The organism is Paralcaligenes ureilyticus (assembly GCF_004346225.1).
GTDB classification, from domain to species: Bacteria; Pseudomonadota; Gammaproteobacteria; order Burkholderiales; family Burkholderiaceae_B; genus Paralcaligenes; species Paralcaligenes ureilyticus.
Genome location: NZ_SMAJ01000017.1, coordinates 72,783 through 96,489, shown reverse-complemented (window position 1 = coordinate 96,489; position 23,707 = coordinate 72,783). Strand labels below are relative to the sequence as shown.

The 23,707-nt window shown below is 57.1% G+C and carries 20 protein-coding genes; 4 read left to right on the top strand and 16 right to left on the bottom strand.

The genetic code is table 11. The annotated features are described in order from the left end of the window. Nucleotides 1–158: 158 nt before the first annotated feature. On the bottom strand, nucleotides 159–1,031 hold the full coding sequence (locus tag EDC26_RS17210; protein ID WP_132584917.1) for a crotonase/enoyl-CoA hydratase family protein: 873 nt from the start codon (nucleotides 1,029–1,031) through the stop codon (nucleotides 159–161). 621 nt (nucleotides 1,032–1,652) lie between these two features. Between EDC26_RS17210 and EDC26_RS17205 the strand changes: the two genes are divergently transcribed. Continuing rightward, nucleotides 1,653–2,648 (top strand): GGDEF domain-containing protein, encoded by a 996-nt coding sequence (locus tag EDC26_RS17205; protein ID WP_132584915.1) that lies wholly within the window; start codon nucleotides 1,653–1,655, stop codon nucleotides 2,646–2,648. A gap of 72 nt (nucleotides 2,649–2,720) precedes the next feature. Here the strand turns inward: EDC26_RS17205 and EDC26_RS17200 are convergent, their stop codons facing one another. The 9 genes from EDC26_RS17200 to EDC26_RS17160 all read right to left on the bottom strand — a co-directional run bounded on the left by EDC26_RS17200 (nucleotide 2,721) and on the right by EDC26_RS17160 (nucleotide 12,668). Further along, complete coding sequence (locus EDC26_RS17200) at nucleotides 2,721–5,639, bottom strand: putative bifunctional diguanylate cyclase/phosphodiesterase (RefSeq protein WP_132584913.1); 2,919 nt, start codon at nucleotides 5,637–5,639, stop codon at nucleotides 2,721–2,723. A gap of 76 nt (nucleotides 5,640–5,715) precedes the next feature. Beyond that, the gene (locus tag EDC26_RS17195) at nucleotides 5,716–6,312 is read right to left on the bottom strand and encodes a Maf family protein (protein WP_132584911.1); all 597 of its coding nucleotides are present in this window, start codon (nucleotides 6,310–6,312) and stop codon (nucleotides 5,716–5,718) included. 282 nt (nucleotides 6,313–6,594) lie between these two features. Further along, nucleotides 6,595–8,034 carry a pyruvate kinase gene (gene pyk, locus EDC26_RS17190; protein ID WP_132584909.1) on the bottom strand — a complete coding sequence of 480 codons (1,440 nt, stop codon included), beginning with the start codon at nucleotides 8,032–8,034 and terminating at the stop codon, nucleotides 6,595–6,597. Between the two features lie 25 nt (nucleotides 8,035–8,059). Continuing rightward, nucleotides 8,060–8,530: a 23S rRNA (pseudouridine(1915)-N(3))-methyltransferase RlmH gene (rlmH, locus tag EDC26_RS17185; protein ID WP_132584907.1), complete on the bottom strand. Its 471-nt coding sequence runs from the start codon at nucleotides 8,528–8,530 to the stop codon at nucleotides 8,060–8,062. A gap of 65 nt (nucleotides 8,531–8,595) precedes the next feature. Next, nucleotides 8,596–8,991, bottom strand: a complete 396-nt coding sequence (rsfS, locus tag EDC26_RS17180; protein WP_132584905.1) for a ribosome silencing factor — start codon at nucleotides 8,989–8,991, stop codon at nucleotides 8,596–8,598. A 23-nt stretch (nucleotides 8,992–9,014) separates the two neighbouring features. After that, on the bottom strand, nucleotides 9,015–9,617 hold the full coding sequence (gene nadD, locus EDC26_RS17175) for a nicotinate (nicotinamide) nucleotide adenylyltransferase (protein ID WP_132584903.1): 603 nt from the start codon (nucleotides 9,615–9,617) through the stop codon (nucleotides 9,015–9,017). Then, complete coding sequence (gene hemF, locus EDC26_RS17170) at nucleotides 9,608–10,516, bottom strand: oxygen-dependent coproporphyrinogen oxidase (RefSeq protein ID WP_132584901.1); 909 nt, start codon at nucleotides 10,514–10,516, stop codon at nucleotides 9,608–9,610. The genes nadD and hemF overlap by 10 nt, the downstream gene beginning before the upstream one ends. A gap of 42 nt (nucleotides 10,517–10,558) precedes the next feature. Then, on the bottom strand, nucleotides 10,559–11,854 hold the full coding sequence (gene purD / locus EDC26_RS17165; RefSeq protein ID WP_132584899.1) for a phosphoribosylamine--glycine ligase: 1,296 nt from the start codon (nucleotides 11,852–11,854) through the stop codon (nucleotides 10,559–10,561). 82 nt (nucleotides 11,855–11,936) lie between these two features. Then, the gene (locus EDC26_RS17160) at nucleotides 11,937–12,668 is read right to left on the bottom strand and encodes a YebC/PmpR family DNA-binding transcriptional regulator (protein WP_132584897.1); all 732 of its coding nucleotides are present in this window, start codon (nucleotides 12,666–12,668) and stop codon (nucleotides 11,937–11,939) included. Nucleotides 12,669–12,838: 170 nt separating this feature from the next. Here EDC26_RS17160 and EDC26_RS17155 point away from each other — a divergent pair, with 170 nt between their 5' ends. Together EDC26_RS17155 and EDC26_RS17150 are read left to right on the top strand one after the other, a co-directional pair. Beyond that, nucleotides 12,839–13,783, top strand: a complete 945-nt coding sequence (locus tag EDC26_RS17155; RefSeq protein WP_132584895.1) for a 2-hydroxyacid dehydrogenase — start codon at nucleotides 12,839–12,841, stop codon at nucleotides 13,781–13,783. Between the two features lie 144 nt (nucleotides 13,784–13,927). Next, the gene (locus EDC26_RS17150; RefSeq protein WP_132584893.1) at nucleotides 13,928–14,914 is read left to right on the top strand and encodes a quinone oxidoreductase family protein; all 987 of its coding nucleotides are present in this window, start codon (nucleotides 13,928–13,930) and stop codon (nucleotides 14,912–14,914) included. A gap of 184 nt (nucleotides 14,915–15,098) precedes the next feature. Here the strand turns inward: EDC26_RS17150 and EDC26_RS17145 are convergent, their stop codons facing one another. From EDC26_RS17145 to EDC26_RS17130, 4 genes are all read right to left on the bottom strand, one after another. Beyond that, entirely contained in the window at nucleotides 15,099–15,866 is a 768-nt protein-coding gene (locus tag EDC26_RS17145) for a flagellar brake protein (RefSeq protein WP_132584891.1), read from the bottom strand. A gap of 123 nt (nucleotides 15,867–15,989) precedes the next feature. Next, entirely contained in the window at nucleotides 15,990–16,883 is an 894-nt protein-coding gene (locus tag EDC26_RS17140; protein WP_132584935.1) for an amidohydrolase family protein, read from the bottom strand. Between the two features lie 20 nt (nucleotides 16,884–16,903). Further along, entirely contained in the window at nucleotides 16,904–17,866 is a 963-nt protein-coding gene (locus EDC26_RS17135; protein WP_132584889.1) for a Bug family tripartite tricarboxylate transporter substrate binding protein, read from the bottom strand. Nucleotides 17,867–17,921: 55 nt separating this feature from the next. Further along, complete coding sequence (locus tag EDC26_RS17130; RefSeq protein ID WP_132584887.1) at nucleotides 17,922–18,707, bottom strand: class II aldolase/adducin family protein; 786 nt, start codon at nucleotides 18,705–18,707, stop codon at nucleotides 17,922–17,924. 214 nt (nucleotides 18,708–18,921) lie between these two features. On the opposite strand from EDC26_RS17130, the gene EDC26_RS17125 reads away from it, so the two are divergent. Further along, nucleotides 18,922–19,854, top strand: coding sequence for a LysR substrate-binding domain-containing protein (locus EDC26_RS17125; protein ID WP_132584885.1), 933 nt, complete (start codon nucleotides 18,922–18,924; stop codon nucleotides 19,852–19,854). Nucleotides 19,855–19,962: 108 nt separating this feature from the next. On the opposite strand, the gene EDC26_RS17120 is transcribed toward EDC26_RS17125, so the two are convergent. Continuing rightward, nucleotides 19,963–20,985, bottom strand: a complete 1,023-nt coding sequence (locus EDC26_RS17120) for a class 1 fructose-bisphosphatase (protein WP_132584883.1) — start codon at nucleotides 20,983–20,985, stop codon at nucleotides 19,963–19,965. A gap of 15 nt (nucleotides 20,986–21,000) precedes the next feature. Further along, the gene (pepN, locus tag EDC26_RS17115) at nucleotides 21,001–23,694 is read right to left on the bottom strand and encodes an aminopeptidase N (protein ID WP_132584881.1); all 2,694 of its coding nucleotides are present in this window, start codon (nucleotides 23,692–23,694) and stop codon (nucleotides 21,001–21,003) included. Nucleotides 23,695–23,707: the final 13 nt, after the last annotated feature.

The following is a 23,707-nucleotide window of genomic DNA, read 5'->3' as shown; positions in this document are numbered from 1 at the left end:
AGTTTGGCCCGACGCCCGCCTGGACGAGGCAGATCCGGATCAAGCACGCCGTGCCGGCCCCGCCCCGGCCCCCATAGACGGCGTCTTCAGATACCCAAACATCCCATGCCGTATACCGTGTGACCAAAAATACTCCAGCCAAACAGCACACTCGTTTTTCAAGTTAGCACGGCCTTGTGCGTTTGGCTGGCGTGCCTGTTCTGAAGGATGACCAGTCGCTCCATATAGGCAAGATCCTTTTCTTCGAGCAAAAAGGCGGAGGCTGCCCAGTCTTCGGTAATTTCCATCAGCTCGGCACGGTTGATGGGCAGCACTCGTTCGCGAGCGCGGAGCATGGCGCGAATGCCGTTGAGTTTGGGCCGGATGACATCGATAAATGTGCGTACTGAAATATACGCGTTGTCTTTGTCGAACAAGCCGTCGACCAGGCCTTTGTCGAAATACCATTCCGCGGTGTGCGATTCACCGGTGCTGATGAGCTCTTCAGCCAGCCGCATATGCGATTTGCGCGCGACCAGAGAGTAGGCTCCCATGCCCGGGAAGAGGTTGAAGGCGATCTCGGGGAAACCCATTTTTACGTCCTTCTGAGCCAGCACGTAATGGTGCGCCAGCGCAGCTTCGAAGCCTCCGCCCAGTGCCGTTCCTTCGACCATGGCGATCGAAATGGCACCCGTTCCGAAGCCGGTCATGGCCTCATAGACGGCATCGATGCATGCCCGCGCATAGGCGAGTAAAAGCTCTCTTTCGCCAGCGCGGATATGTGACGCAAAAAGTTGTAGATCGCCGCCTATGTTATAGACTTGCGGAACCAGTGAGCCGGTTATCCAGAAATCGATGGGTAACCCGGAGTTGCGCGCAGCCCGGCCCAGGCGCGCGATATCTTGCAGGAGCACGGGATTGAAGCATGGACGAGGCTGGGCGTGCAGCATCATCCATAAAATATTGCGGCCTTCTTCGTAGAAGGGCGTGATTTGAGTCAGGTTTTCGGCTTCGTTAAAAGGTCGGCAGGCCGGGTGGTCTACTAACTTCATGGCTTGGCCCGAAGATTGTTGTTTTTTTCATTCAAGGCTGCGATCGCGATTGATTTGAAGCGCAAGCGTGAAATGAGCGGCATCATTATATTTATAAATGGCGACTGAATTTACAAATATGAGCTGGATCGCGAAACGTCCAGATAACGATTCGCGGAAGGAGGAGGGGGGGTGTATTTGCCGTCGCCGGAGTGGTCGGACGGGCTTGATGCGTGTTTTCTGTGTGCTTTCGGAATGTACGCGGCATATTGAGCGGCAGTCATGGTTTCCTGTACTGAAAACATCCGTGCGGAGATGGGTTTATCCTTCATGCGCCGCGTATTGGTTTGTCTGTTGGTGGCAATTAATTACGATTGCTGACGGCTACCGGTATGTTAACAGAGAAGCTTTGCTCCGGAGGCCCACTTTTTCGCCATCGCCGGTATCGCATCGCGACTGCATTGATGATACTAGTGACGGAGCCTCGGTCTTATCAGGGTTGCCCTAATATCGTAACTACGGATGTGATATATTTGATTCGGGAGTTACCCTGTGAGCAATAGGAGTTGTTGTATCTGGCACAGAAGTATCAAGTGTCTACAATGCATCACGAGTACGTAATTGATAAGTCTCAAATAATAAATGGCACTTATACAAGAACAAGAACAAAAAGATGTCTTTGAGCGAGAATCCGATTCGCGCGCAATGGTTTTGCTGACTCTGCAACTGGATCTCCTGCAGCTGTTCTTGCCCATGGATTGCTGGATTATCGGGCTGTTTGATGATCTTAATATGCGGGTTGTAGCCTGTTTGGGTGGGGTGGGTGGTGTGTCCCCGGGCAAGCTTGACCATTTATTGAATTACCCATGGGCTGTCGCGTCGGAAGTCAATAGCTTTGATTGCCGCCCTCTTGCCAAGAGCGAGCGAGCCGGGATAGGCTCGATCCTGGGGAAAAATTCTTTGCCGGGTTTCGTTCGCATCATTGATTTATGCCGTCCTGATGGAAAAAAAATCGGCCGCGTGCTGGGTCTGAACAGCACGGCGCCGCCCTTGATGAACGTCGAGTCCGGCGTTGTGCGTGCCGGCGAAATCGGCTTGTGCCTGGAAGTGATCAAGGTGACGCTCGGGCTTCAGGTTGAACTGCTTGCAGCCGAAAGGCTGGTCGTCGAAGCCCGGCAGGGTGCGCAGCTTGATGCGTTGACCGGCTTGCTTAACCGATCCGGCTGGAACCAGCGATTGGTAGCGGCGGTTAACGGCAAAGGCGAGATCGCGATTGGTATCGCCGACCTGGACTTTCTAAAGCGTATTAACGATAGCAAAGGGCATTTGGCCGGTGACGAGCTGTTGAAATTGGCGGCCAAGACCCTCTTGTCCGCTTTGCGAAGCAACGATTGCGTTGCTCGAGTGGGCGGCGACGAATTCGCGATCATGGTTCAGGATATTACCAAGGATGAGGCGCATGCCATGCAGGAGCGCCTGAAACTGGCTCTCAGTCGAGCCAACATTAAAATGTCCATTGGCCTGGCCTTTCTGTCCGAGTGTGGTTCCTTGGAAGAAGCTATCGCCATAGCCGACGCGCGCATGTATGAAGACAAGAATAATAGGCAGCATCCCGGTGTGGACGCTCGAACGGCTTGATCGCCGGAATGGGTTCGTTTGAGTAATAAGGGCCTGCGTCAACGTGTCTTGCGTAGAATCGGAAGGCGCTTTTTATATGGGGGCTGTAGCGTTTTGTGCTATTGAAATGACCTCGGGGTCGGCAATCAGGTCGATCAGGCCTGTCGCATTGAGAATGCGCGATGGCAGCATGGATCGTGCAATGACATGGCCTTGTACGTAATCGACGTTCATGGCCCACAACGCTTTGAGTGTAGTGCTGTCTTCTACCCATTCCGCGATGCATTTCATACCGAGGCTATGCGTCAATTCGACGATGGAACGAATGATCGCGATGTTGGCAGGCGTGGACATCATGTCTTTGATCAGGATGCCGTCAATTTTGATGACGTCGGCCGGCAAGCTTTTCAGGTATGAGAAAGACGTGTAGCCGGCGCCGAAATCATCCAGTGCTATGCGTACGCCTTTGCGTTGCAGGCGTTTCATGAACTGCCGGGTATTGTCCAGGCTGTTGAGTGCCACGCCTTCGGTGATTTCGATACATATCCGTTTGGTCAGATGCTCGTACCGAGCCAGTATCGTAAAAAAAGCGTCAACGAATTTTTCGTCGTTCAGCGAGTCGCCATTCAGGTTGATATAGACCGACCGGGTGTTTGCCAGACTGCTTTGATGCTTGTCCAGCCATTCAAGGGTGGCTGAGAATACCCATTTGTCAATAATCGGTATCGTGCCGCTTTCCTCCGCGGCGGAAATGACGTTTTCAGTGGGGATGAGAACTCCGCGAGAGTTGTGGACGCGCAGCAATACTTCGAAATCCAGCGTCTTGAAAGGTCGGTGCAGGCTCATGACGGGCTGCATCTCGAGAAACAGGCCTTTAGGCGCCGCACCGCTTTCAAGGTCGTTAAACAAACGTAACTCGTCGTTGTGCTCGCGCAGCTCTTTGGCGTTCTGGCTGTACACGACAATTTCCTGAAAATTCTTTTTGGCGTCACGGCAGGCGCGATTCGCAGCCGATACGGCGTCCTTGACGTCCATCTCCGGGGTGACGTCCACGATCCCCACGGATGCTTTTATCTGGATTTTGTGCTCCCCGACCTGGAATGGCGCCGCTTGCAGGCTGTCGAGCAGTTTTCGTGAGATATCGGTTGCGGCCTGGATGCTCTCACCCGGGAACAGAATGACGAATTCACTGCCTCCCACCCGGCCTAACTGTTTGTCTTCGGAGAGCACCGTTTTGACCCGCAGGCAGATCTGTTGCAGCACTTCATCACCTGTGATGTGGCCAAACAGCCCGCTGACGCGTTTGAAGTGATCCAGCTCCAGATACGCCAACGCACAGGGCTTGCCCTTCTTCGCTTCTTGCTGGGCGTTGGCGAACGCATTTTCGATGCCGCGCTGATTTAACGAATCGGTAAGCGGATCGATGTTGGCCAGGACTTGTAATCGGTGAATGGTTTCGGTTTGTTCGGAAATGTCTTGCAGCGAGCCCTCCACCTTGCCGCCGGTCTGGGTGACTTTGACCGAGAAATGCCGTGGCGCGGCCGACACCTCGCCCGGGCCGCGCATTTTTATCTGAGCTCCCTGGCCCGCCAGCGTCATTTCTGCAAGCTTGTTCCAATCCTGAGGTGGGAAAAAATCGGTCCATCGGTTCAAGCTGTCCGGCTCTAATGAAAAGCCCAGCATTTTTTCGAATGCGGGATTGGCGCGTTCGATAATGCCGGCTGCGTTGAGCGTGAACATGCCGATGGGGACTACGGCGTAGTTGCTGAGCAGCTCGGTTTGTGCGCGCACTTTGTCTCTACGCTCGCCCTGTATGCGTTTGGCGACCGTAAGCGCAACGATAACGCTTGAAAACAACAGGGCCAGAGTGCCGGTAAACCCATTGGCAAAAGACGATTTGCCAAAGGTGATATGCAAGATGCCAACGAACATGGTGCTCGCCACCAGACCGAGGGCGATGATTTGCCAGAAGGCAGTCCTTGAGCGAACCCGGTAAAGAATGTGGCTGGTGAGGAAAATGGTGGCACCCCCGCCTAAGGCTACGGCGGCTTGCATGACGGGTTTGAACAGTTCACGTGGTAGGAAGAGGGCCGCGGCCAGCAAGACGATGCCGGACCATTGCACCACGCACTGCATGCCCGGCTGGTTGACTTGCTTTAGCTGCGTTTGGAACAGCCGGGTAAACAGCGTGTAGGACAGCAGATAGTAGACGGCAATCGTCACTTGCCGTATGAACGGCATCCATTCAAAGGGGATGTCGTACCTCAGCCAGTGGGTATCCCACCCTACAGCCAGGGCTCCCATGCGCAGGTTGCCCACCAGCCATGTTGCCAGCAACACGTGTGTCCATTCGCGATTGACCAAGGCAACGATCAGGATGAACATGGACAGCGTGAGCAGGCCGCCTTCCAGCACGCCGTTATTGCGCTGGAAACGGTCGGCCGATTTCCTGAGGTCGGTGGCCGGCCAGAGCTGTGCTCTTATGGTCGTCGAGTTAAAGAAAGTTGCGGTGCATAGTATTGAAGCCGGCAGCGTCAGGCTGCTCAGGTTAATTGAAAAACCCGTTTTTATAGTGTCCAGCAGGCCGGCGTGGGCACTGCGATTGGCTGTGCCCATGGGTGTCAGCGTTGCGGCGTTCCAGCAGGCGAGCGATTGGGTCTGGGTCGAGGGAATTTCGATGATGGGGTTGTTGCGCTGCGCCGACGGCACGTCGATAAGCAGCCACGAGGGTGACTCAACGGAATCAACGCGTTGCGACTGCTCCGAAGGCTGCTTTCGTAGCGCCTGTAGCGCTTGGACAGGTTGCCCGATGGGTGCGTTGGGTGTGATGGACCTTACGGCGAGATTCGTTTCGCCCTGAGTTGCGTAGGGGTTGTAAAGGTATGTGATCGTCAGCACGGAAAGAATGGCGATGGCGGTCGGTACGGCATACAGCGAAAAAAAATAGAGGAGCCGATCCAGCACTGGAACAGTTTTGAAGTGGTTGGGATCAGACGCCTCTGTGAGTGCCATACATATAGCTTACTTAAACCGGCTCTATATAGAGTAATGGGAGATCATATCTCATTAGTTCGTAAAGGACGATAGCTTATTTTTGTCTCGCCAGGCCGAGTAATCGGTGCGTTTCAAAAACCGGTAAACCCATGACGCCCGAGTAACTTCCCGAGATATGTTCGATGAAGACAGCCGCCGCGCCTTGTATGCCGTAGCTGCCCGCTTTACCCAGCGGCTCGCCGGTATCGCAATAGGCTTGAATTTCCTCTTCCGACAAAGGTTTGATTCGTACCCGCGTGATCGATACATCCTCATGAATGTGATTGTGATGCGCAACAACAACAGCCGTATGCACTTCGTGGGTGCTTCCCGAGAGGTGTTTGAGCATTTTTTTGGCCTCGTTCAGGTCGGTCGGTTTGCCTAGTATGGTCTGACCGAGAATGACGCAGGTATCGGCCGTCAGTACGGGTTGTGGTGGCAGGGATTGTGCGCGTATCCACTCCAGTGCCCGCAGCGCCTTGTCGCGTGCGGTGCGGCGCACATACAGGGCAGGAGCCTCGCCGGCCAGAATGGGTTCGTCCGCGCCGGGAGGCGGCGGGACATGCAGCACCTGATGCGGTACGCCGATCTGCAACAGAAGCTCATGGCGGCGGGGGCTGGCCGAGGCCAGGTAAATCATTGGAAAATTCATGGTTGTCTACAGAGGTTTTCGCGGGTGTTTCTTTATCGGTGATCTGGTAGCCATAAGGGTTGCCACTACATGATTCACGGGTATGTATTTGTAGCGGCACCCCTTGTGGGTGCCATCGTACGATTCACGAGTATGGGTTCGTAGCGGCAGCCCTTGTGGCTGCCATCGAGTCGTATATCGGTATTTCAATTTGGCGGAACCCGCCTTGATTATCACGGCTTTGCCACCCACAAGAGGTGGCGCTACATACCGGGGGTGGCGCTGCATGGCAGTCCGGCCGGCCTATTTAACTTTCAGGATCTTCAAGCCATTGGTTCCGCCGCTATTGCTGTAATAATCGCCTTTGGTGAGGATGATCCAATCGCCTTTTTGCAAGAGCGCCTGCTTTTTCAGCTCGTGGATGGCGTCGTCGCTGACCTTGGCCGGGTCGTGCGTGGCGGCGTCGAAGGCCACCGTATAGACGCCGCGAAACAGAGCGGCCCGGGTTTGGGTGGCGGGATGGCGTGTATAGCAGTAAATCGGTACGCCCGATCGGATGCGCGACATAATAAGCGGCGTATGACCACTTTCCGTCAGGCTGATAATGGCCTTGACGCCTGGGAAATGATTGGCGGCATACATGGCCGAGAGCGCGATTGTCTCGTCGCAGCGTTCAAAGGTTTCACCCAACCGGTGTTTTGATTGGGTGGTCATGGGTTCTTGCTCGGCGCCCAGGCAGATGCGGGCCATGGCGGCGACCGCTTCGACCGGATATTGGCCCGAGGCGCTTTCGGCTGAGAGCATGACCGCATCGGTATAGTCCAGCACAGCGTTGGCGACGTCGGATACCTCGGCACGGGTGGGTAGCGGGCTGTTGATCATGGACTCCATCATTTGCGTGGCGGTGATGACCAGCTTGTCATGACTGCGTGCGTGCTGAATGATGCGTTTTTGTATGCCAACCAAACGGGCATCGCCAATTTCAACTCCCAAGTCTCCGCGTGCGACCATGACTCCGTCGCTGGCCTTGATGATTGCGTCAAGCGCTCGGTCGTCTGCCACCGCCTCGGCACGTTCGATTTTGGCGATAAGCCAGGCACGGCTGCCGGCGGCCCGAACCAGCTTGCGTGCCTGGTCGATGTCGCGGCCATGGCGTGGGAACGAAACGGCGACATAATCCATTTCCAGCTCGGCGGCCAGCTTGATATCGGCTTTGTCTTTTTCGGTCAGACTGGGGGCTGAAATTCCGCCGCCGCGCCGGTTGATGCCTTTGTTGTTGGAGAGCGGGCCGCCCACCGTAACGTGAGTATAGACGGCCTGTTCGTCGACCCTTTCAACCGCCAGCACTACGCGCCCGTCGTCGAGCAGCAGCTCGTCGCCCGCGCGGCAGTCGCTCACCAGGCTGGGGTAGTCGATGCCCACGATCGTTTCGTCGCCGGCGTCGCCGGGATGCTGATTGGATAAGGTAAACGCCTGTCCCGCCTTGAGTGTGACTTTCCCGTCCTTGAAACGGGCGATGCGGATTTTGGGTCCCTGCAAATCGCCCATCAGCGCCACGTAACGGCCGTGCTTGGCGGCCATGCTGCGGACCAGCTCGGCGCGCAGGCGATGGTCTTGTGGGTCGCCATGCGAGAAATTCAGCCGCGCCACATCCATGCCCGCCAGGATCAATTGTTCTATTTTCTCTGGGCTGGAACTGGCAGGCCCCAGTGTAGCGACGATTTTGGTACGGCGTTTGGTCATGGTTTGATCGCCTGCAAGCACGCGCTCATGCGCGGTGGTAAGGATGGTTGTTAATGATAGTCCAGGCGCGATAGAGCTGTTCGGCCAATACCACGCGCGCCATGGGGTGGGGCAGGGTGAGCGACGATAGGCGCAGACGGTCGCTGCAGCTTTTTTTCAGGTCGGCGTCCAGGCCGTCGGGGCCGCCCACCAGGAACGCGACGTCTTGTCCGCCGGCGCGCCATTTTTCAAGCTCGCGTGCGAGATCTACGGTGCCCAAATCCCGGCCGTGTTCGTCCAGCGCAATGCGCCGAGCGTGGGGAGGCAACGCGGCCTCGATGCGTTTGGCCTCGGCCTGCATCATTTGGGCAGCGGTTTTACCCGCAGTGCGCGATTCGGGCTTGATTTCTTTAAGCTCCAGCGCGCAGTCGGCAGGCAAACGCTTGGCGTAATCGCGCCATGCGGCGTCCACCCATTGCGGCATACGCATGCCCACGGCCAGCACATAGAGCTTCATGAGGCCAGTCCTGGCTTATCGGGAGGCCTGGATGTACACATGATTGACAATATATGGTGGGCCGCTTATGCGGCGTCGGGGTTGTACGCGGCGATCGCGCCGGTTTCGGTAGACTGGGGTAGAAGTTTGGCGCGCACTGGCTTGCCACCCCATATTTCTTCCAGGTTGTAATAGTGGCGTATGGAGGGCTGCATGCAATGAATGACGATATCGCCCAGGTCGACCAGCACCCATTCGCCCGTGTCCTGGCCCTCGTAGGCAATGATGGGAATATTGACTTCGCGCGCCCGGTCGGCAACGCTTGCGGCCAGAGCCCGGGTTTGCCGGTTTGAGGTGCCGCTGGCAATCACCACGCGGTCAAACAGACTGGTGATGTGAGTGGTATTGAAGATTTTGATATCTTGCGCTTTGACATCTTCGAGGGCGTCGATGACGATGCGTTGTAATTTTTGAATGTCCATGAACAGAACTATACCGTGAGATGCTAGGGAGCGGATTGATAAAGTCTGCACTGGGCAATAAATTGTGCAACTGCAGCATTCAGCATCCCCTGTACGGGCTGACCGTCCGCCAGCCGCTGGCGTATGGTCGTAGCCGATACGGGCATGGGTTCGAAAGGGAGCTCGAGCAGCTTGCGGCCCAGGGCATCGAGGCGTTGGGCTAATGCGGCAGGCGCCATGGCGGGTGTTCCGGGGCGTTGGGCGACTGCCAGATGGACCCGTTGCGCGATTTCCTCCCATGAGCGCCATGAGCAGAAGTTGTCGAGCTGATCGGTGCCCAATATCCAGTAATACTCGGCGCCGGGGGGAAGCTGCCTGAGTGTATCGATGGTATAGGTGGATCCGCCGCGCTCGATTTCTATCGGGTTGACGCTCAAGCCGCGCAGGCCCTTAATGGCCAGTGTCAGCATGGCCAGCCGCTGCGGCCCCGTCGCTTGCAAGGGGGTGCGTTGCCAGGGGTTGGCGGCAGGTATCAGTTGCAGCTCGTCCAACTGCAAAACGTTGAGTGCGGTTTCGGCCAAGGCCGTGTGGGCCAAGTGAACCGGATCGAAGCTGCCGCCCAGCAGGCCGATTTTTTTTACAGCCATTGTCGTGGTTTAAGAAAATCGTGCAAGGCCGCCTCAGGGGTATTTTGTTCAGGAGCCCAGTTATAGCGCCAGGTGGCGGCAGGCGGCATGGAAAGCAGAATGGATTCGGTGCGGCCTCCCGACTGCAGGCCGAAAAGCGTACCGCGGTCAAAGACCAGATTGAATTCCACATAGCGGCCGCGCCGATACGCCTGAAATTCGCGTTGATGCTCATCGTAGGCGGTGCCGCGTCGCCGCCCGACAATCGGCATATAGGCGGGTAGAAGGCTGTTGCCCACCGAACGGGTCAGTGCGAAGCACGTTTTGAAATCGGGGGTATTGAGGTCGTCAAAGAACAAGCCTCCGATACCGCGGGTTTCGTTGCGGTGCTTGAGGTAAAAGTATTCGTCGCACCACTTCTTGTAGGCGGGGTATTTGTCCGGCCCGAAGGGAGCCACGGCGTCGTGGCAGACTTGATGGAAATGCCGGGCGTCTTCTTCAAATGCGTAGTAGGGGGTGAGGTCCAGCCCCCCGCCGAACCAGAATACGTCGTGGCCCGCATGGTCTGCGGGAGCGTGGGCCACGAATAGGCGTACATTCATGTGGACGGTGGGTACATAGGGGTTCTGCGGATGCAGGACCATGGACACCCCCAGCGCTTCCCACGAGCGGCCCGCCAGTTCGCCGCGATGCGCGCTCGCCGATGGGGGCAGGGACTGGCCCTTGACGTGGCTGAAAAGGACGCCGGCCCGTTCAAAAAGAGGACCGCCTTCAAGAAACCGGGAGATGCCGCCGCCACCCTCGGCCCGGGTCCAGCTATCTGTGTGAAATGAACTGCCGTCTGCGCCTTCCAGCTCCGTCACGATAGTTGTCTGGAGTTTGCGAAAAAAGTCGTATACAGATGGAATTGACACAACCATGACGGGCTTCCTGGGAAATTTTTGCTCTTCGCGTGCGAGTGATTATGTTGGAGTATCGCCGTGGGGGAGCCCGCGCCAGCCTATGTCGTTACGATATTGCTGGCCGTCGAAGTACGTTTTTTGCACGGCGCTGTAGGCGGCGGCTTGCGCACGTTTGATCGAGTCGGCAAGCGCCGTAACACACAAGACCCGGCCGCCGGAAGTTTTAATGATGCCGTCCTCGAGCCGGGTGCCGGCGTGGAACACCATGCAGTCCTCGCTGTCGTCGGCCAACTGCGTAACGACGTCGCCTGTGCGCGGTGCGTCCGGGTAGTTGTGCGCGGCCATCACCACCCCCAGGGCCGTGCGCCGATCCCATTCGATATCGGCCTGGTCCAATTTGCCTGCCACGGCCTTTTCGAAGACATCGAGCAGCTCGTTTTTGACCCGCATCATGATAGGTTGGGTTTCCGGATCGCCCATGCGGCAGTTGAATTCCAGCACCTTGACGGGCCGGCTTGAATCGGGGCCTTGTGCAATCATCAGGCCGGCATAGAGGAATCCGGTATAGGGTATGCCGTCTTTGGCCATGCCGTGGACAGTGGGCAGAATAATTTCGCGCATGATGCGGTTATGCAAGGCCGGCGTGACAATGGGAGCGGGCGAATAGGCGCCCATTCCACCGGTGTTCGGACCCTGATCGTTATCCAGCAGACGCTTGTGGTCCTGACTGGTGGCCAGTGCCAGGACATGATTGCCGTCGCACATGACAATAAAGCTGGCTTCTTCGCCTTCCAGGCATTCTTCGATCACCACGCGTGCGCCCGCAAGGCTTCCTGCTCCTTGGCCCAGCATCGTGTCGACGGCACGATGCGCCTGGTCGACGGTAGCGGCTACGACGACTCCCTTGCCGGCGGCCAGGCCGTCGGCCTTGACCACAATCGGTGCGCCCTGGGCACTGATATACGCTTTGGCAGGCTCGGATTCGGTAAATGTCTGGTAAGCCGCCGTCGGAATGTGGTGGCGCACCATAAAGGCCTTGGCGAAGTCTTTGGAACTTTCCAATTGCGCCGCCGCCTGCGTGGGGCCGAAAATTTTCAGGCCGGCCGCGCGAAAGGTATCGACGATGCCCGCCGCCAGAGGGGCTTCCGGGCCCACTATGGTCAGGGACACGCCTTCCTTTTTGGCGAATGCGACGAGTTCATCTATGTGCGTCAATGCGACATTTTGCAGGCGTTCGTTGCGGGCCGTTCCTGCATTGCCGGGCGCCACAAACACTTTTTGAACGCGCGACGATTGCGCCAGCCGCCAAGCCAGGGCATGTTCACGACCACCACTGCCAATTACAAGAAGTTTCATGGTTTCCGGGTTTGGGATGAGGTTGCTTTTGTAGCAGGATTGAAACGGCGGCCTTGGCCACACCCAGGGGTGCGCGAGCCTCTCATTCGGATTCGTCGAGAATGGCCGACGTATAGACGTCCTGGACATCGTCGAGCCCTTCGAGGGCATCGAGCAGTTTTTGCATTTTTACCGAGTCATCGCCGGTCAGTTCCGTTTCACTAAGTGGCTTCATGACGATGCCTTGGACTTCGGGACTAAGGTGTGCCGCGTCGAAGGCTGCCTTGACGGCAGCGTAGCTGGCGGTGGGACAAATGACTTCGATAACGCCTTCGCCGTCGGTCTGTATATCTTCGGCGCCCGCATCGAGCGCCGCCTCCATGACCTGCTCTTCAGAGGTGCCGGGGGCAAACAGAAACTGGCCGCAGTGGTTGAAGAGAAATCCCACCGAGCCTTCCTGCCCCAGATTGCCGCCGTTTTTAGAGAAAACGTGGCGCACATCGGCGACCGTACGTATGCGATTATCCGTCATGCAATCGACAATGACGGCTGCCCCGCCAGGTCCGTACCCTTCATAGCGTATTTCTTCGTAGTTGGCGCCATCGACGCCGCCCGCGCCACGTTGAATGGCGCGCTGAATGTTGTCCTTGGGCATGTTGACCGCGGTAGCCTTGTCCCAGGCCAGGCGCAGGCGCGGGTTGATGTCGGGATCAGCGCCGCCGGCGCGTGCCGCTACCGTGATTTCACGGATTACTTTTGTCCAGAGTTTGCCTCGTTTGGCATCTTGGCGACCCTTGCGGTGCTGGATATTCGCCCATTTACTGTGTCCGGCCATGAATTGTCATCAGTTCGATAAAGGAAGCAATTTTACCGCGTGCCGGATTTTACGGTGTTAACCGATAATCGTGTGCGTCGGCGAGCGGCTGCCATTACACTTGATGCGTTTCCGTTCTTGGAGCGAGAGGCCTTGGGGTGTCTGATTCAACGTTATTGAGGGTAAATGGTATGGGTGCGGGTACAAAAATCATTGTGGCGACGAATTCCAGGCCTGGCTCCGCCAAGTGGTGCAATGCGTTCGAAGGCTCTTTGCCCGACACGCAGTTTATCCCCTGGGACGAAGCGGGTGAGCCCGTTGGCGCCGACTATGCGATTGTCTGGCAACCTGCGCCGGCCTTGTTTGTGCGTGAGACGCGGCTGCAGGCCGTATTCAATCTGGGAGCCGGAATCGATAGCTTGCTGGGGTTGCCCGAGCTGCCTGGGAATTTGCCCATTGTGCGTCTTGAAGATGCGGGCATGGCAGAGCAGATGGTCGAGTATGTCGTATATGGGCTTTTGCGGGCGGCCCGCGAATTCGGCGTCTACGAGGCTCAGCAGCAGGCGAGCGAGTGGTCGGGTTTGCCCCCCATAGATCGCTTGCGCTGGCCCGTCGGTGTGATGGGGCTCGGGGCGATCGGAGAACGTGTGGCGCGGGCTGTGGCGCAGTTGGGCTATCCGGTGGCGGGATGGGCCCGGCGCTCCAGGGAGATCGATGGCGTCCAGGTATACGGTGGCGCGGAGCGGCTGCCTGCGTTTCTGGCGCGGACGCGGGTGCTGGTTAACCTGTTGCCCCTGACGCCCGAAACAGAAAACATTCTGAACCGGGAAAATCTTGAACAGCTTTTGCCGCGCGCTTATTTGATCAATGTGGCTCGAGGGCGGCATCTGGTGGAACAGGACTTGCTCGACCTGTTGGCCTGCGGGCGGCTTGCCGGAGCCTTGCTCGATGTCTTCAGGTCCGAACCCTTGCCAAAGAACCATCCATTCTGGAGTCATGCGTCAATAACCGTGACGCCGCATATCGCCGCTATAACCTTGCGTGAAGATACGGTCCATCAAATCGTTAATAAAATAGGTAATCTGAAGAAGGGGTTACCCATTTCCGGGCGGGTGTCTCGCGAACAAGGCTATTGAACGGCGCCATTTGCCGTTTAATCATGTCGCGGCACCCCTTGTGGGTGCCACATTTACGCAAAAATTGAATCGCGCTCGGCCATCTGGAACTAAACTGCACGAAATTCATCATCTGTTCATAGCGTCTTGAATAAGGAGTCTGTCTTGGAAAACCAAACGAAAGCGATACGTATCGAACAACATGGGGGGGTGGAGGTGCTGAAATTCGTCACCGTCCCCTTGCCCGCGCCGCAAGGAAATGAGGTGACGATACGACACAAAGCGATAGGGCTGAATTTTATCGATATTTACTTCAGGACAGGGCTATATCCGCACCCGTTGCCGCATGGTCTGGGGGCTGAGGGGGCGGGGGTCGTCGAAGCGGTGGGCGCCGAGGTCAAACATCTTAAAGTGGGCGATCGCGTGGCCTATGGTCAAAGCCCGTTAGGCGCATACGCCGAAGCGCGTAATGTACCGGCGCACCAAGTGGTGCGGATTCCCGCCTCCGTCAGTTTCGAGGACGCGGCGGCTGTGATGCTCAAAGGGCTGACGGTGCAATATCTGTTTCGGCAAACCTATCGGTTGCAGGGGAATGAGACCATTTTGTTTCACGCCGCCGCCGGCGGCGTAGGCTTGATTGCGTGCCAATGGGCCAAAGCATTGGGGGTCAAGCTGATCGGGACTGCGTCCAACCCCGAAAAGACCGCGCTGGCCTTGGCCAATGGCGCCTGGAAAATGATCGATTATTCGCGCGAGAATGTGGTCGAGCGTGTTCTCGAACTGACCAATGGGAAAAAAGTTCCGGTGGTTTACGACGGTGTGGGCAAGGATACATGGCTCGCCTCGCTCGATTGCCTGCAGCCGCGTGGACTGATGGTGAGCTTTGGCAATGCATCCGGCTCGGTCGAGGGCGTCAATCTGGGGATTCTATCGTCCAAAGGGTCTTTGTTCGTTACACGTCCCACCCTGGGGACGCATGTGGCGACACACGAAAAACTCAAGGCCGCCGCCGATGAGCTTTTTGGCCTGGTCACCAAAAAGAAGATCAAGGTGCGTATTGGCCAGCGTTTCGCTTTGCGCGATGCAGGCGCAGCCCACGAGGCGCTGGCCGGGCGCAAAACTACCGGTGCGACAATTCTGACGGTAGATTAAGCCGCCTGACTGTCAAAGTTTTGCCACCCACAAGGGGTGGCGCTACATGATTCACGGGCATGTTTTTGTAGCGGCATCCCTTTTGTAGCGGCACCCCTTGTGGGTGCCACCGATCACTACACGCCGCGTCCTTCGCGCCGCCGCCAATTGTCTGCACCAGACGCCCATCTGCGCCCGCACGTCCTTACTCGTAGCCGTGCCATTTGGCGTTTGTCCTGCGCTCGGTCATACCTATAAAGCGCAGAATCAGGATCAGCATGGGATTGGGCAAATTAACGAATTGGCAGCCGAGGACACGTCGTTTCTTGTCGTCGGCCAAGGATTCCTCGATGATCCGAACGACTTGCAATGTCGTGGAAATGGCGCCGACGCCGGGAAATTCCGCATGGCAGTCCTTGTAGAAGACGCCGGCGGCATCGCCCAGCACATGCTGGTTGTCGATCAGCGCCATCCCACCCGAACTGAGATCTTTAATGTCCAGCGCCACACTGCGGATTTTTGCAGCAGCGGTGGCCGGGAGCGTGATCGTGCACTTGATCGGGTCGCTGGAAGGGAGGTCGATTCGATATGCGTCGCGCCGCTGGACGCGTGTTAAAGACTGGGGAAATGCAATGCGTAGCGCCGGTTGATTGTCCATAATGCAGGGACTGGCTTGCGCGCTTGAAAACGCAATGCGGATTTTGTTCAGCGTGGCTTCGAACCGGATATGCTCCGCCTTGGCGGCATGCTGGTTGAAGGAATCCTGGGCTGAATTGTCGATAACCATCGAGTTGTTTTCCGCATCGATGTTCAGGATGGTGGTGACAATAGCCTCAGCGCCGTTGTGAAGACGCATCAGGATCAAGCCCCTTTGTTCTTTCAGCGAACTCAACAGGGCCAGAATTTCGAGCTTTGAAGTAACCAGGTATCGTTCTTCATCCCTGATCGGCAGAGTAACGGCGACGTTTTGCATGGGATTGCAGCTCGCGTAAACGGGACGTTACATTATGCGATGTATGGCGGGTTTTCACAAATTATTTCGAGCCGGGTTCCCCCCCGGCCGTGGGGTTGGCGTCTGCGGGAGGCATGTGGAAGTCTAGGCCTGAAATCCGTACAGATTTGCGGGGTTATCGACCAGTACCTTCCTGCGGCCGGGCTCGTCGGGAATCCAGCGCTGCAAGGTATTGAGCAGTACACCGTCGTCGGGAACCTCGGCTTGGTTGAAATAATTGATATGGGGCCAGTCTGAGCCCCATATGACATGATCCGGATTGGCTTCCAGTATTTTTTTTGCAAAAACGTCAATGTCGCCATAATGGCCATTTTTATTACTGTTCCGGTCCGCGCCGGATATCTTCGTCCAGGCCGAACCACTGGCCAGCATGGCGCACAACTTGCCGAAACCGGGATTGTCAGTGCCCAAGGCAGCGTTCATGCGTCCCATATGGTCCACAACCAGTGGCACCTTCAGCTTCGCGAGACGCGGCGCCAGTTCGGGCAAGTCGGGGGCATGGACCCAGATCTGGGCGTGCATGCCCAGATCCCGCAGCAAAGGCGCCAGAGCCTCCAGGGCCTGCAGCCCCACCCCGTTCTTGTATACCGCCTGGCCATTGAGTTTGTACAGGTTGAATCTCAAGCCCCTGATGCCCGCCTCGCGCCAGGCTTTCAGCGCCGGCAAGCCGACGCCTTGATCGCATACGGCAACGCCCCTTAATCTGTCGGGATATTTCCCGAGGGCATCCAGGACCGGCCGGTTATCGGTGCCGCAAGCGCTCGCCGTCACAAGAACGCCCCGTTGCAAACCCAGACGGTTCAGGTGCCATATAAACCGCTCTACGCCATTTTCAGCGGGGGTGTAACTGCGCTCCCCGGCCAGCGGATATTGTTGATACGGGCCGAATATATGCGCATGGGAATCGCACGCGTTTGCGGGAAGGCTAAAACCGACCTTCTGAAAGGCGTGGAGAGGAGGGCAACAAGGGGTCGACATTTTCGTGGTGCTCGCCAACATTATTTCTGTAATTTGCCTTCGGCACTCAGCTTGCCCGCGATTTTGTTTTCGTCATCGATCATGCTCATGAATTTCTCGGGTGTGGACGATATGGCCGTGCTCCCCACTTTTCCCAGAATGTTCTGTACGGACTTGTCCTGGGCAACCTTTTGCAAGGCCTTGTTCAGCACGTCCACAACTGCGGAGGGCGTATCCTTGGGAACAAGCAGGCCCGTGTCGGTAGACGCATCCAGGCCTTTCACGCCAGACTCTTCGAGAGTGGGAACATTGGGCAGCGAAGGCACTTTGCGGGCCGTCATGACGGCCAGCGCTTTCAGGTTGCCCGACTTCAATTGCCCGGCGGAACTGCTGAGCTGGTCAACGACCACGTCGATCTGATTGCCCAGCAAGTCCACCAGGGCCGGACCCGATCCCTTGTAGGGAATGGCTGAAAATTTGCAATGCGAAGCGTCTTCCAGGCTGATCAGGCCTATGTAGTTGGTCGTGCCGATACCCGAGTGGCCGACAGTGACCTTGCCGGGATTGGCGCATGCATATTTCAGGAGCGACTGGATGGTCTGGAATTTGCTTTTTCCATTGACATCGATGATCAGCGGGGTGGTGGCAACCAGCCCTAGGGACCGGAAATTCGCCAGTGTATAAGGTGTCTTGGTCATATACGGCGTTACGGCTATGGCGTTGGGCGTTGTCACAAGCACGGTATAACCGTCAGGATGGGAACGCGACACGAACCCCGCGCCAATCGATCCTCCTGCACCCGGTTTGTTTTCCACGATAACCGTGGCGCCCAGAGTCTTCTGCAAAGCCGGAGCGATGGCTCGCGCCGTAATGTCGAGATTGCCGCCTGGCGCAAAAGGCACGATCAAGGTTATGTTTCTATCCGGATAAGCGGCATAGGCCGAACTGCAGGCGGCTACCGCGCAAAAAAGAATGGATTGTTTTATTGCTTTATTGTTAAACATTGTTGTCTCCAGAGGTGCATTGATTTGAACAAGACCTATTAGCCGACAGCCGGGCTTAGTTCTTGTAAGAGGGGTCCAGCCTATCCAGCTTTCTGAGCAAAGCCGGCCATTCCATCAAGCCGTAGGGGCGCCGGGTCCCCGGCTGATAGTTGCTCCATGTTTCTTCCAGCGTTTTTTGATCCACCTGCCGCAGCGGTGTGTTGCACGCCATCGCCGCCAACTGCGCGCGGCACGACAGCTCGAGCCTGTGCAGCCAGTTGAATGCTTCGCCTATGCTTTTGCCTACCGTCAAAGCCCCATGGTTTCTCAGGATCAGAGCTTCGTTTTGTCCCAGGTCCTTCACCAGGGATTCCTTTTCGGCCTCATTCAAAACCACACCCATATAGTTGTGGTAGCCGATCTTTAAAAATCGCATTGCCGTCTGGCTGATGGGTAAAAGGCCGCACTCCAGCGCTGAAACGGCCATGGTCGGCCAGCTGTGAATATGAATCACGCACGCGACGTCATGCCGCGCCTCGTGAACGGCGCTATGAATGACATAGCCGGCCTTGTTGATGCCGTAGTCCAGCTCGCCGAAATCGGGCTTGGCCAGTATGGCGCCGCTGAGATCGACCTTGATCAGGCTGGAGGCCGTGATTTCCTCATACATCATGCCGTAGGCGTTGATCAGAAATGCGTTCTTTTCGCCCGGGACGCTTGCGGATATATGATTTGCCGCCATGTCCGACATGCCATACAGCTGGACCAGGCGATAGCATGCCGCCAGGTCCACACGCATTTGCCATTCCTGGGAAGAGCATTTGTCTTTCATGGAAGATATTTTCAACTCGTTGCTTTTCATAAAACCCTCCGGACGTTTGCCCGGCCTTGCGAAATGAAAATGGGAAGCAGGCCTGGTAACGCTAAAACAAATATTGGCTTGACCATGACTCTATGCGGGTATTGGAAACTCCGCTAGACAGCAAAACGCAAGGGGTGTTTAATAAAATTAAACGCTGGTGCCGATCCCTTGTGAACAACCCTGAGACTCAAATTGCCCACCGGGCCGCTTTCGTATGGAATTAAAACAGCTGCGTTATTTTGTTCGAGTGGTAGAACTGGGCAGCATGGGCCGGGCGGCCATTGAGTTCAATGTCACGACCTCGACATTGAGTCAGCAGATCAGCCGCCTCGAAAGCGAGCTTTCCACCCGCCTGCTTCAACGGCTGTCGACAGGCGTTGTACCTACCGGGGCCGGGATCGAATTCCGGGAGCACGCCCAAATCGTGCTGCGTCAGGTAAAAATCGCCTCCAGCGCAGCTCAGGAAGGGCGCCTGTCCGGAAAAGTCAGCGTAGGGATGGCTCCCACCACTGCATTGATGCTGGCTCTTCCGCTCCTGAAGGCCATGCGCGAACGCTACCCCAAAATACAGCTGCATATCGTCGAAGGATTATCGGCGCATCTGACAGCTTTGCTGGATTCCAGAAGGCTGGACTTGACCATGCGATTCGACATGGGCGAGGATCACCGGATGAGCGTCACTCCGCTATTGAAGGAATATCTCTTTGTCATCGGCATGAATACTCTGCCCGGCATGCCCAAGGGTAAAAGCACCCGCCTTGAGCATCTGGGCAAGCTGCCCCTCATATTGCCCAGCGGCAGGCATACCCTGGTGAGCATCATCATGAATGCCTTCAAGCGAAAAAACATCATTCCCAATGTGGTGGCGGAAATTGACGGGCTCAATACGCTTATAGGTGCCGTGCAGGCCGGCATGGGGGCCACCATACATCCCAGTTCGGCGACTTCGTTCATTCATAACGAAAATATCGTATTGATTCCCATCGCCGATAAATCGTTGCACCGATGCAGTATCTTGACCAGCCGGCCGGACGAAGAGCTGTCTCCCGCCGCCTTGGCAACGCGCGTCGTGCTCAAAGACGTGGCGCGTGGGCTGATTAACGACGGCTTATGGGAAGGTGCGTCGCTATTAGGCTCTGAAAAATAAGGGCTGGGGCATTACAACAAACACGTGCCCGCCGCCAATGAAACGTACCCGCCGTTCATGTAGCGGCACCCCTTGTGGGTGCCACAATTGCCAGCAGGCAGACAGCATCTACACGCTACCAGACGCTTCCTGGTGATAGCGCTGTACGCGCTCGACTTCGGCCTTGGAACCCAGGATAACGCCTATGCGCTGGTGCAAGGCACCGGGTTGGGTATCCAGGATGCGGTGCGCGCCGTCAACGGCGGCGCCGCCCGCCTGTTCGACGATAAAACTCATGGGGTTGGCTTCGTACATCAGTCTTAACTTGCCGTTTTTGCCCGATGAGCGTTTGTCGCGCGGGTACATGAAGATGCCGCCGCGGGTCAGGATACGGTGCACGTCAGACACCATCGAGGCGATCCAGCGCATGTTGTAATCCTTGCCCAGCGGGCCTTCCTTGCCGGCGAGGCATTCGTCTATGTAGCGTTTCACGGGCGCTTCCCAATGGCGCATATTGGACATGTTGATGGCAAATTCGGCCGTCTGCTCCGGTATGGTGATGCTTTCGCTGGTCAGTATCCAGGAGCCCATTTCACGGTCCAGCGTGAAACCCACCACGCCGGTGCCCACCGTGAGCACGAGCGTGCTTTGCGGTCCGTAGACGGCGTAACCGGCCGCTACCTGTTGGGCGCCGGCCTGCAAGAAGTCCTGTTCGTCCACCTCGCGTCCGGACGCATGATGTGGCGCGTGCAGTACCGAAAAAATCGTGCCTATGGACACATTGACGTCGATGTTGGACGAGCCGTCCAGCGGATCGAACAACAGTAGGTACTCGCCCTTGGGATAGCGATTGGGGATGCGATGGATGGTCTCCATTTCTTCGGACGCCATGGCGGCCAGGTGCCCACCCCATTCATTGGCTTCGAGCAGGATTTCGTTGGACAGCACATCGAGTTTTTTCTGGATCTCGCCCTGCACGTTTTCGGTGCCCAGGCTGCCCAGCACGCCACCCAGCGCGCCTTTGCCGACGGTGTGGCCTATGGCCTTGCAGGCTCGGGCAACGGTTTCGATCAAGAGTCTCACTTCGGCGGAGACGGCCTGTTTTTTCCGCTGTTGCTCAACCAGATACTGCGTCAGGGTTATACGTTTCAAAATGGGCTCCTGCAATTAAATTTTTAAGGCTTTGGACACGATTTCAGCCACATTGCGCGACAGCGGGTTCTGAGCCTGTATGCGTTCGAGCTCGTGCTTTATGGTTTGGCGGCTGGATGGAATATAACGCGTCCAGTTATCGAACGCGCGGGCCAGGCGCGCCGCTATTTCCGGATTGATCCGGTCCAGGGCTATCACTTGATCGGCCCAGTACTCATAGCCTTGGGTAGTGTGCACGCCTTGCATGTTGTTCATGCAGAATTGGAAAATCAACGATCTGGCCCGGTTGGGATTGCGTAGCGTGAAGGCCGGGTGCTGCATCAGCGTGCGTATCGTGTCGATATGCGTGGTGGGCGCCGTTGCCTGCAGGGTGAACCAGCGGTCTATGACCAGCGGCTCGTGTTGCCACTGTTCATAAAAATGGCTCAGGGCTTGAGAGCCTGCGGGCGTGTCGGAAAAATTGACCAGTGCCGACAAGCCACCCATGCGGTCAGTCATGTTTTGGGCGTCGTAGTATTGCTTTAGCGCAAGCGTTGGCGCTTCGCGGTGTTCGCCCGCCATCAGGTAAGCCAGCGCCAGATTTTTCAAGGCGCGGCGGCCGGCCGACCGTGCATCGGGCTGATATTTGCCCGTATGGTCGTCGGCGTTATGGTACGCGGCCAGCCATAGCGGCCCCAGTGCCAGGCCCAATACGCGGCGCAGCTCGGCGCGTGCGCGGGCGACGGCGATCGGGTCCATGGGCGACGTTTTTTCCAGCAGCACCTTTTCGGCTGGCAAGGTCAAAGCCCGCGCCTGATAGGCGGGTGTCAGGTGGGTGTCTTGAAGCAGGGCGCGCCATGTTTCGATGAAATCGGGTTCGACCGCGAGCTCCCGCCCGTCCTGAACGGCCTTGACCAGCGCCAGCAGTTGGCGGTTTGCCAGCTCCTGGCCAGCCTCCCAGCGGGCAAACGGATCGGTATCGCATTGGGCCAGCAAGGCCAGTTCGGCATTGGTGCCGGCATACTCGACAATGACAGGAGCCGAGAAATTGCGCAATAGCGACGGGATGGGTGCCTCGGGGATTTGATCGAAAACCCAGGTCTGGCGCTCGTCGCACAATTCGAGCACCAGCGTATCGTAAGCCTGGCCTTGGTAATGGATAACAAGAGGGCGCCCGGCCTGGTCCAGCAAGCCCACGGCAAAGGGGATATGCAGTGGCAGCTTGGTTTGCGGGGGCGTGAGGAATTTTTCGATGCCGGCCGGCTCGTTGTGCTGGCTGAGCGTAAGCGTGCAGCGTTGTTGCCGGGCGTCAAAGTCAAGTTCTACCTTGACGTGCGGCGTACCGGCCTGCTCGTACCAGCGGCGAAAGGTATCGAGCGTCTTGCCGGGGTTTTGCCGTGTGTAGACCGACTCCATGGCATTGACGAAGTCGTCGCAGGTGACCGCGCTGCCATCGTGGCGGCGGAAGTATTCGTCCAGCCCGGCCCGAAAGCCCGCTTCGCCCAGCAGCGTGTGCTGCATTCGTATGACTTCGGCGCCTTTTTCGTAAACGGTGGCCGTGTAGAAGTTGCCGATTTCCTGATAACTTTCCGGACGTATGGGATGCGCCATCGGGCCCGAGTCTTCGGGAAATTGTGCCATTCGCAGTGTACTGACATCGTCGATGCGTTTTACCGCGCGGGCGCTTTTGGCTTCTTGCGCCGGCAAGCCTTGCGCCAGCATGTCGGCCGAGAATTCCTGGTCGCGGAACACCGTCAGGCCTTCTTTCAGGGAAAGCTGAAACCAGTCGCGGCAGGTGACGCGGTTGCCGGTCCAGTTATGGAAGTATTCATGGCCGATAACGGCTTCAATGGCGCGATAGGTGACGTCGGTGGCCGTTTGCGGATCGGCCAGCACATAGGCGGAATTGAAAATGTTCAGGCCTTTGTTTTCCATGGCGCCCATATTGAAGTCGCGCGCCGCCACGACCATGAAACGATCCAAATCCAGTTCCAGGCCAAATCGTTGTTCGTCCCATTTGACCGCGTGGACCAGGGACGCGAGCGCCCATTCGGTTTTCGACTCGGAACCCGGGTCGCTATAAACCTGCAGCAAGGCTTGCCGGCCGCTACGGGTCTGGATCGTTTGTTCGTGGCAACTGAAGTGGCCGGCAACCAGGGCAAAGAGGTAGCAGGGCTTTGGGTGAGGGTCTTCCCATGTTGCCGAGTGTCTGCCGTCGGCAAGCTCCTCGGCGTTTTGCCGATTTCCATTCGAGAGTAAAAAGGGGTACCGGGCCTTATCGGCCAGCAGCGTGACTCGATAACGCGACATGACATCGGGGCGGTCCGGGAACCAGGTAATGCGGCGAAATCCTTCGGCCTCGCATTGGGTAAACAGACTTTCGCCGGAAACGTACAGACCCATTAGCGTTGAGTTCTCGGCCGGCCGGCATCGGCTGACTATCTCAACGATGAAGGTCTCCGTGACGGGGAATAGCGTAAGGGCGTGGTCGTCCAGGCGATATTGATCGGGGCGCAGCACTTGGCCGTCGAGCGCAATCGATTCCAGCGGCAGATCTTCGCCGTTGAGTACCAGTGGCTGGTTGCGTGGTGTGGTGCGTTCGAAGTGCAACCGGCTGCTGACCCGGGTCAGCGTGGCGTCCAGATCAAAGGTCAGTTCTACCTGAGGGAGACGATAGGGGTAGGGGAGGTAATCGAGACGGGCAATTGTCTGGGGAGTATCCGTGCGCATGGGCTAAACCTGG

What these genes read in the sequence shown, in the direction of transcription:
- EDC26_RS17210 (WP_132584917.1), bottom strand. Translation starts at nt 1,031, where the DNA reads ATGAAGTTAGTAGACCACCCGGCCTGCCGACCTTTTAACGAAGCCGAA.
- EDC26_RS17205 (WP_132584915.1), top strand. Translation starts at nt 1,653, where the DNA reads ATGGCACTTATACAAGAACAAGAACAAAAAGATGTCTTTGAGCGAGAA.
- EDC26_RS17200 (WP_132584913.1), bottom strand. Translation starts at nt 5,639, where the DNA reads ATGGCACTCACAGAGGCGTCTGATCCCAACCACTTCAAAACTGTTCCA.
- EDC26_RS17195 (WP_132584911.1), bottom strand. Translation starts at nt 6,312, where the DNA reads ATGAATTTTCCAATGATTTACCTGGCCTCGGCCAGCCCCCGCCGCCAT.
- pyk (WP_132584909.1), bottom strand. Translation starts at nt 8,034, where the DNA reads ATGACCAAACGCCGTACCAAAATCGTCGCTACACTGGGGCCTGCCAGT.
- rlmH (WP_132584907.1), bottom strand. Translation starts at nt 8,530, where the DNA reads ATGAAGCTCTATGTGCTGGCCGTGGGCATGCGTATGCCGCAATGGGTG.
- rsfS (WP_132584905.1), bottom strand. Translation starts at nt 8,991, where the DNA reads ATGGACATTCAAAAATTACAACGCATCGTCATCGACGCCCTCGAAGAT.
- nadD (WP_132584903.1), bottom strand. Translation starts at nt 9,617, where the DNA reads ATGGCTGTAAAAAAAATCGGCCTGCTGGGCGGCAGCTTCGATCCGGTT.
- hemF (WP_132584901.1), bottom strand. Translation starts at nt 10,516, where the DNA reads ATGGTTGTGTCAATTCCATCTGTATACGACTTTTTTCGCAAACTCCAG.
- purD (WP_132584899.1), bottom strand. Translation starts at nt 11,854, where the DNA reads ATGAAACTTCTTGTAATTGGCAGTGGTGGTCGTGAACATGCCCTGGCT.
- EDC26_RS17160 (WP_132584897.1), bottom strand. Translation starts at nt 12,668, where the DNA reads ATGGCCGGACACAGTAAATGGGCGAATATCCAGCACCGCAAGGGTCGC.
- EDC26_RS17155 (WP_132584895.1), top strand. Translation starts at nt 12,839, where the DNA reads ATGGGTGCGGGTACAAAAATCATTGTGGCGACGAATTCCAGGCCTGGC.
- EDC26_RS17145 (WP_132584891.1), bottom strand. Translation starts at nt 15,866, where the DNA reads ATGCAAAACGTCGCCGTTACTCTGCCGATCAGGGATGAAGAACGATAC.
- EDC26_RS17140 (WP_132584935.1), bottom strand. Translation starts at nt 16,883, where the DNA reads ATGTCGACCCCTTGTTGCCCTCCTCTCCACGCCTTTCAGAAGGTCGGT.
- EDC26_RS17135 (WP_132584889.1), bottom strand. Translation starts at nt 17,866, where the DNA reads ATGTTTAACAATAAAGCAATAAAACAATCCATTCTTTTTTGCGCGGTA.
- EDC26_RS17130 (WP_132584887.1), bottom strand. Translation starts at nt 18,707, where the DNA reads ATGAAAAGCAACGAGTTGAAAATATCTTCCATGAAAGACAAATGCTCT.
- EDC26_RS17125 (WP_132584885.1), top strand. Translation starts at nt 18,922, where the DNA reads ATGGAATTAAAACAGCTGCGTTATTTTGTTCGAGTGGTAGAACTGGGC.
- pepN (WP_132584881.1), bottom strand. Translation starts at nt 23,694, where the DNA reads ATGCGCACGGATACTCCCCAGACAATTGCCCGTCTCGATTACCTCCCC.